We start from the raw sequence: 12,736 nt of genomic DNA on the forward strand, positions 1-12,736 counted from the left end.
AATCAATAAATCTTATCAATACTTTGCAGCGCAGCCATCAGCTTATTGGGTTCCAATGGTGGCCGTATAAACCCATGATAATGCCCTTGCGGATTAATCAAGGCCAGGTTGGCACCGTGATCCACCAGGTAAAACTCATCCTCAGGATCAACCACCGGGGTAAACGGGACATTCATCTGAACCGCCAGGTTATAAATGCTGGCAATTTCTCCGGTTACGCCCTTGAAGTCCTTATTAAAGTAGGGCACATAGCCTTTCAGCTTTTCAGGCGTGTCTCTTCGTGGGTCCACCGTCACCATGAGGTACTGCAACTCTTTAGCCAGACCCGGTGACTTTTCTTTAAGCAGAGCATCCAGTTTATTTAACTGACTGAGCGTGGCCGGACAGATATCAGGGCAGAAGGTAAAACCGAAATAGACCAGACTCCAGCGTCCCTTAAGATTGTCTGCAACAAATGGCTGGCCGTTATGGTCAACCAGCCCTTCCATGGTGAAAGCCCGGGGTGTTTCAAATACCACCGCACCCATCTGCTGCAGCTGCTCTTTGGATAAAGCTGGCTTGTTGATGAATTTATTCGCCGTAACCCCAAGCACAACAGCGACGGCTGCCAGTAAAATCGTGACCGTTTTCTTCACCGCCTTACTCCTTTCTGTGTCCACAGGTACTCCTTATATCCAGAGATAAATTGAATAGTGGTCCACCAGCAATACCACAAATAACAGCATCAAATAGGTAATCGAAAACCTGAAGGTCTTAATGGCAGCATCGGCTCTGCTGCCACGGAGCAGAACAACCGACCAGTATAAAAAACGTGCGCCCAGAAGGGTTGCACCCACCAGATAGATCACCCCACTCATCCCCGTCAAAAATGGCAGCATGGTGACCACAAACATAATCAGGGTATAGAGCAGAATATGCAGTTTGGTGTACGCCTCGCCATGGGTGACCGGCAACATGGGAACATCCGCTTTGGCATACTCCTCCTTGCGATGGATCGCCAGGGCCCAGAAGTGGGGGGGTGTCCAGGCAAAAATAATCAGTACCAGCAACAGGCCATGGCCTTCAAAGTGCCCGGTTACGGCCGTCCAGCCGAGCAGGGGAGGGGCCGCCCCGGCCAAACCACCAATAACGATATTCTGTGGCGTTGCCCGTTTAAGAATCAGCGTATATACCACCGCATAGCCCATCAGGGAGGCAAATGTCAGCCAGGCGGTCAGAGGGTTAACCAGCACAAACAGCATGACCATTCCGATGGAGCCGATAAAAAAGGCGAAAATGACCGCCTGGAGCGGTTCAACCCGACCGGTAGCCACCGGGCGATTATGGGTTCTCGCCATCACCGTATCGATCCGTCGGTCAACCACATGATTAATCACCGCTGCGGCACCCGCACAAAGAGCGATCCCCAGGTTACCAAAGAACAGAATATCCAGAGGCACCCAACCGGGTGTCGCCAGATACATACCAATAACCGATGTCAGGATCATCAGCGCCACCACCTTCGGCTTGGTCAGCTCAAGATAGTCCCGCCAATGGGCTCTCCCTGCCGGTAATACATTACTTTGACTCATGCTCAGCCCTCTCTTTCCTGCAAATCCTGCAAACTGTTGTTCAAACCACTTTTCTTAAGAGCACCGCCGAATAAGAAGTAGTTATAGGCCACCAGTGATAACAACAATAAGGCACCACCCAGGTTATGGGCTACGGCAATGCTCAACGGCAGGCTCCAGATGATATTGCTCAGGCCAAGAGCCACCTGGACCGTCAACATAACCATAACCAGTAGCATCAGTTTTCGAACCGTTGACCCTTCAGAACCGCCAACCCTGAAAGACACCCTGAGCGCAATAAGCATTTGCAACGTCAGTAATACTACTGTCAGCATTGCCCCTACTCTGTGAGCAAAATGTATGGCGGTTCTGGCGTCAGCATGCAGCTGCCCACCCAGGTAATTCGGACCGATATCCTGCCCGACATCAAACCCCTCCTCAAAATTCATGGGTGGCAACCATTGCCCCTGACACATCGGCAGATCCGGACAGGCAAGCGCGGCATAGTTAGAACTGGTCCACCCGCCAAGGCTGACCTGACCAACCACCACCAGCAGGCTTAATACCGCCAGCCACTTCAGGAACAAGAACGGCTTATCCGGCACCTTTTCGCGATGCACGCCGGACAACCTCAACGTTAAGAGAAACAACAAACTGAAGGTGGCAAAACCGCCCAGCAAATGAGCAGTTACAACCTGAGGCCACAGTTTTAGTGTGACGGTCCACATACCAAAAGCGGCCTGCAGAGTAATCAATGCAAGGATCAGAACAGGCAGCTTGAACGGCTGACCCGGCTCACGCCGGTTTCTGAACGCCTGAATAACAATCATCAGCACCAGGAGCATCAGGGTGCCAGCCACATAACGGTGGATCATCTCTGCCCAACCCTTATCAACTTCAACCGGAGCCTCCGGAAAGAGCGACTCGGCATGGGCAATCTCCTGCTGAGTATCCGGCACGGTCAGAAAACCATAACAACCCGGCCAGTCAGGGCAACCCAGACCGGCATGCACCAGCCTTGTATAGGCACCTATACCAACCACGATGCTTGCCAGCAACGTGGCGATCAGAGCCAGGTAAAATCCTTTTTTCTTCATAACCGCTCCACTGAGTTGACTACCCATTACCAACCCTTTATTAACCAAAAAATACCAAATTAAACAAAAGGCAATGATTCAATAATCATTTAGTACCCATTAACCGATATTGGATGCTTTCAGCAGCTTTTTCAGATCGTTCAGCACATCACCTCCGGGTTGATCCACCCGGTATCCCATGATCAGATTACCCAGCGGATCAATGATAAAAATACGGTTCTCTGGCCAGTGCTTCAGACCGAGCGCGGTTTGAACATGGTTTTTGTCCGCGTTCAGCCAGTAAACTCCCGGGTGCTCGGTTTCCAGTTCAGAGGAGGGCACCGGTTGTTCTGGCGCAATATAAAATCGGGTGACCCGTTCAGACTCTTTTCCCAGCGCAATATGTACCTGGCGGGTTTTATAAAGGCTTTCTACGCACTCAGATTCTTCGCAACGGGCACTGCCAAACACCACTACTCGCCAGAGGCCTTCTGTTTCTGCTGCATCGACGAGTTTTTCTCCATCCTGAAGATGCAATGCAGAAAACTGGGCCGGTGGTAATAAAAGCTCGCCTTTATTGGTTCTGCCTTCAGGTATCCATGCCCCGGTAAAGTACATAATCCAGGCCAGCCCCATGGCAATGGATGGGATCAGAATGACAAGGCCAAGCTGTAGCCGGTTCTTATTCATTGTTGTCTTGGTCATGATCACCTCACACGTCATGCTGGTTCTTGTGGTTCTTACCGGTACGAATTATCTGGAACCCATAAAGCAGGATCAGGACCAGTGCCATGGCAAACCACTGGAAGGCATAGCCCAGGTGCCGCTCTGATTTCAGTTTAATCACCATTGGGCGAATCTGTTCAGCGCCTGGCTGACCAGCTCTGAGTATCATGTAAAAATCCGGAGTTTCGCTCTCGATGGCTTCCGATATTTTCAACGGGTCAAATGCCTGAATGCGTTTGGGCCAGCCCTCTTCCCAGATATCTTCTGCCAGCATAAAGGGTTTACCTAGGGGCTTATACGCAAAGCCGGTCAGTACCAGATGCCCAGGATCCGTCGTCACTCCTGGCAGCCGTTCCCGGTCACCACCGACAATCCAGCCCCTGTCAATCAATAACCACTCGCCGCCATCCGTCAGAAACGGCATGAACAGCTCATATCCGGCCTCTCCCTGAAACACCTGGTTATCCAGCAGAAAGTATCGATCCGGATCAAACCGGCCACTCACCGTAAAAGGCAGGTACAAAGGGTCTTCGTGACGTTGAACCCGGGAAAGTGAGGATGGCTCAAGGCCATGCCGGGACTCATAAGCCTGTTCCAGCGTCAACTTCTGCTCGTAGCGTGATAGCTGCCAGAAGCCTAAAATCACCAATACTGGCAGGATGGCAATAACCAACAGGGTCAATTTCAATCTGAATACAAACATCAGGTGAACGGTCTTTCTATGCTATTGTGTGAAAAAAACTGAGTTCATCTCAGGAACTTGTCTTGTGGATAACTTTCTTGAGCCAGAAATATGTGGATAAAACTCGTCGTTATTGTTCTTTTTATTGCCGTGGTTATCAGTCTGGGTACCGGCTTTTATTTTTTGCTGACTGAGAAAAAGAGCTCGCCAAAACTGCTGAATTCTCTGAAAGTCCGTATCGGTCTGACCGTTTTGATTATGGTGATTATTGTCGCCGCCTGGCTTCATGGAGATATCCACAGCCAGGCGCCCTGGTTATATCGTTAAATCAGGTAAACGAAGATAAACAGCCCAACCCAGACCACGTCTACGAAGTGCCAGTACCAGCTGGCGGCTTCAAAGGCAAAGTGGTTATCCGCTTCAAAATGCCCCTGATAAACCCGCACCAACATCACCGCCAGCATAATGGCTCCCAGGGTTACATGAGCACCGTGGAAACCGGTTAACAGAAAGAAGGTTGAGCCATAAATGCCCGCACTGAGGGTCAAACCCAGTTCGTTATAGGCTTCAATGTACTCTTCAACCTGGAAAAACAGGAATGCAGTACCGAGGACCAGCGTCAGGATCAACCACAGCTTTATCTTGTAGCGATCATTAGCCCGCAGTGCGTGGTGTGCCAGTGTCAGTGTAATGCTGGAAGCAACCAGCAGCAGCGTGTTCAACAGTGGCAAGTGGAAAGGATCAACCACATCGGCAGCGCCAACAAAAAGCTCATTGTCCGGATTCACCATCAGTGGCCAGCCCGCAGTAAAGTCTGGCCAGAGCATTTCGTGGGTCATCGCCCCTTCACCCTCACCGGCGAGCCAGGGGACAGCCAGAACCCGAACATAGAACAGGGTTCCAAACAATGCGGCGAAAAACATCACTTCGGAAAAAATAAACCAGAACATGCCCCAGCGGAATGTTCGGTCCATCTGTGCACTGTAAAGCCCGGCACGGGACTCCTGAATGACATTGCCAAACCAGCCAAACAGCATCCAGGCCATAATCAGGCCACCGGCGTAAAATACATAGTGTGCACTGGAGTCCTTAACACCGGCGGTCATGTCATTCATCATCATGCCGGCACCGAGCAGGGTTAGAAAAAGTCCAATAGACGCAATGATTGGCCATTTACTCTGGGCCGGAACGTAGTAGGTACCTTCGGTAGCCATAATACTTTCTTTCACCTCTCCTGATCTGGCAGGGAGTACGTCTTTTCTCCCGAACAATCTTCAAAAAAAATTCAGTTCAAATGGGTTACATCAAACAGCGTGTAAGACAAGGTTAGCTTTTTTATATGCTTCGGCAGTGCCTGATCGACGATAATCCGCAGCGGCATCACTTTTTCTTCCCATGGCTCCAGGGTCTGAGTGGTAAAACAAAAACACTCAACCTTATGCAGAAAATTGGTCGCTTCAAACGGTGTCACACTGGGAATAGCCTGACCCACTATTGTTTTGCCTGTAGGATTTTTCGCTACAAAGTTCAGCAATCCCGGTTCACCGGGATGAACAGTTACCTGGGGAGTACTGGGATAGAAGTCCCAACTCATACCTGCATTTTTTGTGGCGACAAACTGCACCTTAATATCACGACTGGTATCCACCCTGGCTTCTTCAGCCTTGTACATATAGGGGTCAGGATCCGTTTTGCCATTCAGGCCAGTCACCTGACAGAACACGTTGTACAGCGGCACCATGGCGAAACCAAAAGCGAACATGCCACATGCGACGAGTATGGAGCGAATGAGAGTGCGACGAGTTGAACGCTCAATGGCTTCAGGTTTCTCTTCTCTATCCAGTTCACTCATACTGACTCCTGTCGTTTACTTCACATCCGGTGGCGTGGTGAAGGTGTGATAGGGCGCTGGAGATGGCACGCTCCACTCCAGCCCTTCAGCACCCTCCCAGGGCTTGGCCTCTGCTTTTGCCCCGCCCCTGATGCACTTGATCACGATAAAGAGGAACAGCAACTGCGTGGTACCAAACATAAAACCACCAATACTGGAGATTTCATTAAAGTTGGCAAACTGCAGTGCATAGTCAGGAATCCTGCGGGGCATGCCCGCCAGCCCGACAAAGTGCATTGGGAAGAACGTCAGGTTCATCCCGATAAAGGACATCCAGAAATGCACTTTGGCCAGGGTTTCGTCATACATATGGCCTGTCCACTTGGGCAGCCAGTAGTAACAGGCAGCAAAGATGGCAAAGATTGCCCCCGGCACCAGTACATAGTGGAAATGAGCCACCACGAAATAGGTGTCATGATATTGGAAATCAGCGGGGGCAATGGACAGCATCAAGCCAGAGAAACCACCAATGGTAAAGAGCACCACAAACGCCGTGGAGAACAGCATCGGGGTTTCAAAGGTCATGGAACCACGGAACATGGTGGTCACCCAGTTGAATATCTTCACCCCGGTGGGTACCGCAATCAGCATAGTGGCGTACATAAAGAACAGCTCGCCAATCAGCGGGATGCCCACTGTAAACATATGGTGTGCCCAAACAATAAACGACAGAAAGGCAATGCTGGCAGTGGCATACACCATGGAGGTATAACCAAACAGGGGCTTGCGGGCAAATGCCGGGATAATGGCAGAGACAATCCCGAAAGAGGGGAGAATCATGATGTAAACTTCCGGATGCCCGAAGAACCAGAAAATATGCTGGAACAATACCGGATCACCGCCACCACCGGCATTGAAGAAACTGGTACCAAAATGGATATCCATCAGCATCATGGTTACGGCACCAGCCAGCACCGGCATGACGGCAATCAGCAGATAAGCAGTAATCAGCCAGGTCCAGACAAACATGGGCATTTTCATCATGGTCATCCCGGGCGCCCTGAGGTTCAGGATGGTCGCGATGATATTAATCGCGCCCATAATGGAAGAAACCCCAAGCATATGAATGGCAAAGATGAAGAACGTCGTAGAAGGCGGTGAATAGTCTGTGGATAGTGGCGCGTAAAAAGTCCAGCCAAAATTTGGCCCACCACCTTCCATAAACAAGGTGCTGATCAGCATCACGGCAGCAAAGGGCAGAATCCAGAAGCTCCAGTTGTTCATCCGGGGCATGGCCATATCCGGTGCCCCGATCATCATGGGAATCATCCAGTTAGCCAACCCGACAAAAGCCGGCATAACGGCACCAAATACCATGATCAAACCGTGCATCGTGGTCATCTGGTTGAAAAACGCCGGCTCGACAATCTGCAGTCCGGGCTGGAACAGTTCAGCACGGATGATCATGGCCATGGCCCCGCCGGTCAGGAACATAATGAAACTGAACCACAGGTACATGGTGCCAATGTCTTTATGGCTGGTGGTCAGAACCCAGCGCATCAGCCCTTTGGCAGGCCCATGAAGATGCTCGTCATGGTCATGTGAAGAAGCAGTATCTGTTACCGAAGTCATATCTACTCTCCTTACAGGCTCGCCTGCTGGTTATCGGGCATGCTCTGCTTGGCCGGATCTTCTATGTATTCACCCGTTTTCTTGTATTCCACAATCTCTTTGGGCGTCACCATTTCACCGGTGTCATTGCCCCAGGCATTACGCTCATAAGTGATCACGGCAGCAAGGTCCACCTCACTCAACTGACCGGCAAAGGCCTGCATTGCCGACCCCTTCTTACCGTTCATAACGATATCGACATGAGCTCCAATCTGATCCGCTTCAGTGGCCATCGGGCTGCCTTTCAGCGCGGGGAAAATCGGTGGCATGCCGGCACCATTAGGCTGGTGACATACCGCACACACTTTGTTGTAGGCCTGCTCGCCTCTGGCCATCAACTCCGCCATGGTCCACGTTTTATCCGTCAGCTCACGCGCTTTTCCTGCTGCGGCTTTTTTTGCCTGCAGCCAGGCGTCATAGTCTTCCTGTGACTTGGCCTCAACAACAATGGGCATATAGCCATGATCCTTACCACACAGTTCTGCACACTGCCCACGGTAAGTACCGGGCACTTCAATATTAGTCCAGGCTTCGTTAATAAATCCGGGAATGGCATCGCGCTTTACTGCCAGGGCAGGCACCCACCAGGAGTGAATAACATCAGCTGCAGTGACCAGGAAGCGAACCTTTTTATCAACCGGAATCACCAGCGGCTCGTCCACTTCCAGAAGATAATTGGGGTTCTTGTCCCGGACATTACGGATCTGTTCCCGAGGGGTACTGAGATTACTGAAAAAAGAGACACCTTCTCCGACATACTCGTACTGCCACTTCCATTGATACCCGGTAATTTTGATATCAATATCAGCCTCGTCAGTGTTGTAGATTTCCACCAGCGTTTTGGTTGCCGGAATGGCCATCAACACCAGTATCAGGAAAGGGATGGAGGTCCATACAATCTCAACCAGTGTGCTTTCATGAAACTGGTGAGCGACTGCACCTTTGGATTTACGGTGTTTGAAAATAGAATAAAACATGACGCCAAAGACAATCAGGCCGATCACGACACAGATCATCAAAATGGTCATATGAAGTCCATAGATATTCCGGCTGACCGCCGTCACACCTTCGGTCATGTTAACTTCCCATGCAGCACGGCTACTACCCGTTACAGCCAGTCCCGCAAGAAGAAGAAAAAGAGATTTTGCCTGCTGCATCATTCCCTTACATCCCCTGACTATCCGCTGATCGCAGCGGAAACTTCTTATTATTATTGTGCAGACCCGTTGTGCTGCTTTACTTCTCAGAGGTGTGACCGTCAACAAAGCCACATTTCGCCCGGCTGCCTGTGTCACGACAATGACCTGTCCAATGGTCTTGTATTGTTGCCAATATTCATCGTTCCCACCCCATGATAAAGCCCGTTAGTGTCATTTACGCAGGTAAACCACAGATGGATTTATTGAGAGGAAACGATATTTCTTATATTTATCTGACCTGAAAAACCCCACTACATCTAATCAAGCACAGACATGCAATCAGTATTGAGACCAAGCCAAACTGCTTAACATACACATAACTGCGAATCTATCACCTCACGCCATAGAAAAACCATGACAAATCGTTTCAAGCAGAACACTCTAAGTCTGACAATAATCGTTTATAGAGTATAGTTCTAAAAAACCATTAAACAACATGCTGAAAAAAAATGAAATCGCCAATTTAAAAAAACTATAAATGTCGTTTATTAGATATTTAGCCTATCCAATATCTTGCCTGTAAAGGACTGTAACTAAACAATATTTCTAATCATGCTCTATAGTACTAAAATTTGTGAACAAAACATAATGTATTAGTTAAAGGCAATCTCCACTCAAAAATCAGAGAAGCAATAAGTCAAGCCAAGCTCTATCGCCCTTTAAAATAATGTTCGCAATTGCTACTTTGCGACCTTATGAAAAATTCAAACGTTTAGCCACCTGAAAAAATGACTGTGTTACGACAATTTCTCCTTCTGTCTCATAAAAATTTTAAGGCGATCATATAGTTTCCAGTGTTCCGTAACACTGTATCGACATTGGTTGCAGACCGTAACACAACCGGCTTTTAATATGCCATAGTGACAGGTTTTAATGTATTTCTTCAGATCACTATTCAGCCAACGCTGTATAATCTCTATTTCGTCCATGCTCCAGCCATTGCGCAGGGGTATGCACTCCTTGTTAAAAAATTCGTGAAATTCTTCGTCGTCTTCGCTCCAGACAATGCGCAGGGGAATATTCTGTTTAATAATAAATTCGTTAAGTTCTTCACACTCTTCGTCATTCACGTAGTCAAACCAGTTAATAGGTTCATGTTCAGCCAGGATCATTGCACCGTGGAACCTGGCCAGTGCCTGATACTCTTCGGGAGCAAACAACTCTTTACCAGACCAGTCTTTGTTCAGGAACTCAGTCAGTTCTGCAGGCAACCTTGCCAATATTGAATCAGCCAGTGACTTTGTTTCATCCTCAGTAGGACCGTCTTCTCTCTTTCCGTCTATCCAGCGAGTCCTCAAAAATTCAGTTATGTGATTATCAAGCCTGTTTTTAAGTTTTTCCGGATTGATCTTCAAATCGAGACCGGGAGTGCGTCCGTTACTGGAGTTACAGGGATAAACGAGTAATAAATCATTTTCCTGAAACCTTGTCGGTGATTTGCCAAGCTCTGCTTTCACGATGCCAGGCTTTAGTGCGGTAATTTGCTGTTCATCCAGCGAGTGCTCTGGACGCTCACCGGAATCAGGCAGCTGGCCTGAACAAGAGTCTGTTACCTGAACGCTGCTATTGAATGCAGTTGCCATAGCAACTTCACTGACCTCTGGTTCAGACGCTGATAAAGGTGGTTGATGAGCATTGGTACGTACTAAAGGAAACATAGCTATTCAAAGCCTTCAATTAAATTTGGGAACACAGATTTCAAGCTGACAAAAACGGTAAATTCCATTTCTTACCGTTATTTCAGCCAGAACAACGATAACGAGAATAGTACCCATAGCGAGGATTGTGAGAAGTTGAGGATAAGGATTTCTGATTCTGAGGGCTATAGCGGTGCTATTTGACGAAGAAGCACCTGAGAAAAGCTGGCATGGCATATATTGTGTGCCATTTTTTTGACTGCACAACAGATTCCAAAATTTAGAAAAACCCTTATTTTGCAGTGTTTTTTATATTATTTTTTATTTATAAAAATATTGAAATATATGAAAAATGAATATTTGCTATCCCTTGTTTTACAAACAGTACTGTGTTTTTTTTATTACCTACCGGACAGCCATGGCCAGTTATTCAAGCTGTTACCAATGGATGAACACAGGGGATAAATATGGATGTGCAGGCAATCCGACAGTTAATCATTCGGGTCAAAGAGCTGGAAGCGCAAAGCAGACACCTCCAGAAACTTATCAGTGATCAGATTGAACAATTACATCGCACGATTGAACTGCCGGACAAGAATGTCTGTGAGACACTGCTGATCTTCACAATGGATTATATTGACCATGTACCTGACTTTCTGGAAGCGCTAAATGAAGCCTCCCGGCAAGTCGGCATACACCGTTTTATCTCACCATTCCTTGATATTGCTGAAGAAAACTTTATGGCTGCCATAACCCGGGATCAGCCCGGACTCGATTTATTGCTGGATAAAGCCTATTTTGCCCACCGGCTTATTGAAGAAGTAAACGACCAATATCTTGTAAAAACAGGATCAACACTGATCCCGATGAATATGACCTGGGCTAACCTGATTATTCACTCAATACTGGGGGAGGACTTTGCCAATCAGCTGGATGAGGTTGTGGATAAAACGGTGGATAAGATGATGCGTTTTCAAGCTATCTATCATGAAGAGACGTTCAGGGAGTTCGTTCAGGATCGCAGTGCTGAAGAGTGGATCAGGATCTGGTCTCGCTGGAACTGCCTTTCCAACAACCTGGGTATCGAGCTGAAATTTACCTCTGCGGCCTGATCTGTGAAATTTTGTTTATACGTAATCTTCAGCAAACTCTTCGTTTTCAATAATAACCGCTGTCGATTGGGCTGGTTCCCTGCGAATGGGGGTTTTGCTTCTGAAGGGTGCCAGCATTTGATCAGGCTCTTCGATGCTGGCAGGCTCTTCAATGCTGGATAGTTGAACCACCGGGTCTGTTCTCTCTACAACTCTGTTCCTGATAAAGTAATTGTTTTTTATAATTACAATACCTGACAATATGCCAAAGGTTGAACCAACCATCCCCCCGATGATAACGCCATCTATTGCACCTTTTGCCGCACCTTCAATGCCCAGTTTATCTTGCAGATACGCCCCCCCGCCACCGCCAGCCACACCTCCCAGAAAACCATCCAGGGCACGCGTTAATCTACCCCCTTCACCCTGATTCATAACTACTGCGCTTGCTGCGCCTCCTGCTATACCACCGACTACGGCCCCAGCCACACCGCCTGCCATGACGCCGACAATACCACCGGCAACAACACCCAGGGCTCCTCCAACAGCCCCACCCACTGAGGTACGCTCCACTATCAGCATCAAGCTTCTGAAAACATCCAGCCTTGTGACGTGAAGCCCTCTGAAAGTGCAGCATTTCTTCTCAAGACTGAAACATTGTCGGGTGGCCTGTAAACATAATGCTTCTTCCGGACTAACGGATGCTGGTGCTGGTGATAACATACAAAATCCAACTCTCCTTAAAATTCAATGATCCTGCGCTGCAAGGTAGACCATTATCGATGTACCCTTACTGCTTTTTTGATTGTGAGCCGTCAACAAACCGGATAATGTCAGTATGATCTTCCAGAATACGCTCTTCCCGGGCAATACGGGCCTCTGGCAAATCCCCCTCCAGCCGCGGATTTGCTTCCATCTCATCGCTGAAGCCACATTCAACACATTCCCGGTAATCCCGCTCAGTCTCACTGCGGAACATTCGAACTGAATCCATTGTGCCGCAGGAAGGGCATACCGCTCCTGCAATAAAGCGCTTGGTTTTCATGGCTCTTATCCCTGACTGATGACCTGACATTTATACGCAACAGAAAGCACCTCAAGCCCTCTGTTGCGTATTTATTTCAAATAGCCCATTTAATGGCAAAACGGTTACTGCGAAACTGCTGTGAAGTCTAGGAGACTGTCCGAGAATAGCGCCCGTAGCGAGGATGGCAGAAAATTTTTAGACCAATTTGCTGCCACCGCAGTAGGGCAGTCTATTCTCGGACAGGCT

The 12,736-nt window shown here is 48.5% G+C and carries 14 protein-coding genes; 2 read left to right on the top strand and 12 right to left on the bottom strand.

Going from position 1 to position 12,736, the window contains the following annotated elements; genetic code table 11:
- Positions 1-2: 2 nt before the first annotated feature.
- The 5 genes from KDK13_RS17850 to KDK13_RS17870 form a co-directional block, all read right to left on the bottom strand.
- Positions 3-659, bottom strand: a complete 657-nt coding sequence (locus tag KDK13_RS17850; protein WP_257286348.1) for an SCO family protein — start codon at positions 657-659, stop codon at positions 3-5.
- A gap of 9 nt (positions 660-668) precedes the next feature.
- Positions 669-1,571 carry a heme o synthase gene (gene cyoE / locus KDK13_RS17855; RefSeq protein ID WP_257286349.1) on the bottom strand — a complete coding sequence of 301 codons (903 nt, stop codon included), beginning with the start codon at positions 1,569-1,571 and terminating at the stop codon, positions 669-671.
- 2 nt (positions 1,572-1,573) lie between these two features.
- On the bottom strand, positions 1,574-2,647 hold the full coding sequence (locus KDK13_RS17860; RefSeq protein ID WP_257286350.1) for a heme A synthase: 1,074 nt from the start codon (positions 2,645-2,647) through the stop codon (positions 1,574-1,576).
- A 99-nt stretch (positions 2,648-2,746) separates the two neighbouring features.
- The gene (locus KDK13_RS17865; RefSeq protein WP_257286351.1) at positions 2,747-3,331 is read right to left on the bottom strand and encodes a hypothetical protein; all 585 of its coding nucleotides are present in this window, start codon (positions 3,329-3,331) and stop codon (positions 2,747-2,749) included.
- Positions 3,332-3,338: 7 nt separating this feature from the next.
- The gene (locus KDK13_RS17870) at positions 3,339-4,055 is read right to left on the bottom strand and encodes an SURF1 family protein (protein WP_257286352.1); all 717 of its coding nucleotides are present in this window, start codon (positions 4,053-4,055) and stop codon (positions 3,339-3,341) included.
- A 90-nt stretch (positions 4,056-4,145) separates the two neighbouring features.
- Between KDK13_RS17870 and KDK13_RS17875 the strand changes: the two genes are divergently transcribed.
- The gene (locus KDK13_RS17875) at positions 4,146-4,361 is read left to right on the top strand and encodes a DUF2909 domain-containing protein (RefSeq protein ID WP_209200335.1); all 216 of its coding nucleotides are present in this window, start codon (positions 4,146-4,148) and stop codon (positions 4,359-4,361) included.
- Here KDK13_RS17875 and KDK13_RS17880 read toward each other — a convergent pair.
- From KDK13_RS17880 to KDK13_RS17900, 5 genes are all read right to left on the bottom strand, one after another.
- A complete protein-coding gene (locus KDK13_RS17880; RefSeq protein WP_257286360.1) occupies positions 4,358-5,248 on the bottom strand; it encodes a cytochrome c oxidase subunit 3 in 891 nt (296 codons plus the stop codon). The genes KDK13_RS17875 and KDK13_RS17880 overlap by 4 nt on opposite strands.
- 71 nt (positions 5,249-5,319) lie before the next feature.
- Positions 5,320-5,886 carry a cytochrome c oxidase assembly protein gene (locus KDK13_RS17885; RefSeq protein WP_257286353.1) on the bottom strand — a complete coding sequence of 189 codons (567 nt, stop codon included), beginning with the start codon at positions 5,884-5,886 and terminating at the stop codon, positions 5,320-5,322.
- 15 nt (positions 5,887-5,901) lie between these two features.
- Positions 5,902-7,497, bottom strand: a complete 1,596-nt coding sequence (gene ctaD / locus KDK13_RS17890; protein WP_257286354.1) for a cytochrome c oxidase subunit I — start codon at positions 7,495-7,497, stop codon at positions 5,902-5,904.
- Positions 7,498-7,508: 11 nt separating this feature from the next.
- Positions 7,509-8,696 carry a cytochrome c oxidase subunit II gene (gene coxB / locus KDK13_RS17895; protein WP_257286361.1) on the bottom strand — a complete coding sequence of 396 codons (1,188 nt, stop codon included), beginning with the start codon at positions 8,694-8,696 and terminating at the stop codon, positions 7,509-7,511.
- A 776-nt stretch (positions 8,697-9,472) separates the two neighbouring features.
- A complete protein-coding gene (locus tag KDK13_RS17900; protein WP_257286355.1) occupies positions 9,473-10,393 on the bottom strand; it encodes a hypothetical protein in 921 nt (306 codons plus the stop codon).
- A gap of 446 nt (positions 10,394-10,839) precedes the next feature.
- On the opposite strand from KDK13_RS17900, the gene KDK13_RS17905 reads away from it, so the two are divergent.
- On the top strand, positions 10,840-11,484 hold the full coding sequence (locus KDK13_RS17905) for a hypothetical protein (RefSeq protein WP_257286356.1): 645 nt from the start codon (positions 10,840-10,842) through the stop codon (positions 11,482-11,484).
- A 15-nt stretch (positions 11,485-11,499) separates the two neighbouring features.
- Here KDK13_RS17905 and KDK13_RS17910 read toward each other — a convergent pair whose 3' ends face one another.
- Both KDK13_RS17910 and KDK13_RS17915 read right to left on the bottom strand, forming a co-directional pair.
- Positions 11,500-12,186: a hypothetical protein gene (locus tag KDK13_RS17910; protein WP_257286357.1), complete on the bottom strand. Its 687-nt coding sequence runs from the start codon at positions 12,184-12,186 to the stop codon at positions 11,500-11,502.
- 67 nt (positions 12,187-12,253) lie between these two features.
- Positions 12,254-12,508 carry a YheV family putative zinc ribbon protein gene (locus KDK13_RS17915; RefSeq protein WP_257286358.1) on the bottom strand — a complete coding sequence of 85 codons (255 nt, stop codon included), beginning with the start codon at positions 12,506-12,508 and terminating at the stop codon, positions 12,254-12,256.
- Between the last annotated feature and the right edge of the window lie 228 nt (positions 12,509-12,736).

It is taken from the genome of Endozoicomonas sp. SESOKO1 (assembly GCF_024606265.1).
Classification (GTDB): Bacteria; Pseudomonadota; Gammaproteobacteria; order Pseudomonadales; family Endozoicomonadaceae; genus Endozoicomonas.

Excerpts from the sequence above, each read along its gene's own strand:
- cyoE (WP_257286349.1), bottom strand. The coding sequence starts at position 1,571 with ATGAGTCAAAGTAATGTATTACCGGCAGGGAGAGCCCATTGGCGGGAC.
- KDK13_RS17905 (WP_257286356.1), top strand. The coding sequence starts at position 10,840 with ATGGATGTGCAGGCAATCCGACAGTTAATCATTCGGGTCAAAGAGCTG.
- ctaD (WP_257286354.1), bottom strand. The coding sequence starts at position 7,497 with ATGACTTCGGTAACAGATACTGCTTCTTCACATGACCATGACGAGCAT.
- coxB (WP_257286361.1), bottom strand. The coding sequence starts at position 8,696 with ATGATGCAGCAGGCAAAATCTCTTTTTCTTCTTCTTGCGGGACTGGCT.
- KDK13_RS17870 (WP_257286352.1), bottom strand. The coding sequence starts at position 4,055 with ATGTTTGTATTCAGATTGAAATTGACCCTGTTGGTTATTGCCATCCTG.
- KDK13_RS17915 (WP_257286358.1), bottom strand. The coding sequence starts at position 12,508 with ATGAAAACCAAGCGCTTTATTGCAGGAGCGGTATGCCCTTCCTGCGGC.
- KDK13_RS17865 (WP_257286351.1), bottom strand. The coding sequence starts at position 3,331 with ATGACCAAGACAACAATGAATAAGAACCGGCTACAGCTTGGCCTTGTC.
- KDK13_RS17875 (WP_209200335.1), top strand. The coding sequence starts at position 4,146 with ATGTGGATAAAACTCGTCGTTATTGTTCTTTTTATTGCCGTGGTTATC.
- KDK13_RS17900 (WP_257286355.1), bottom strand. The coding sequence starts at position 10,393 with ATGTTTCCTTTAGTACGTACCAATGCTCATCAACCACCTTTATCAGCG.
- KDK13_RS17910 (WP_257286357.1), bottom strand. The coding sequence starts at position 12,186 with ATGTTATCACCAGCACCAGCATCCGTTAGTCCGGAAGAAGCATTATGT.
- KDK13_RS17885 (WP_257286353.1), bottom strand. The coding sequence starts at position 5,886 with ATGAGTGAACTGGATAGAGAAGAGAAACCTGAAGCCATTGAGCGTTCA.
- KDK13_RS17880 (WP_257286360.1), bottom strand. The coding sequence starts at position 5,248 with ATGGCTACCGAAGGTACCTACTACGTTCCGGCCCAGAGTAAATGGCCA.
- KDK13_RS17860 (WP_257286350.1), bottom strand. The coding sequence starts at position 2,647 with ATGAAGAAAAAAGGATTTTACCTGGCTCTGATCGCCACGTTGCTGGCA.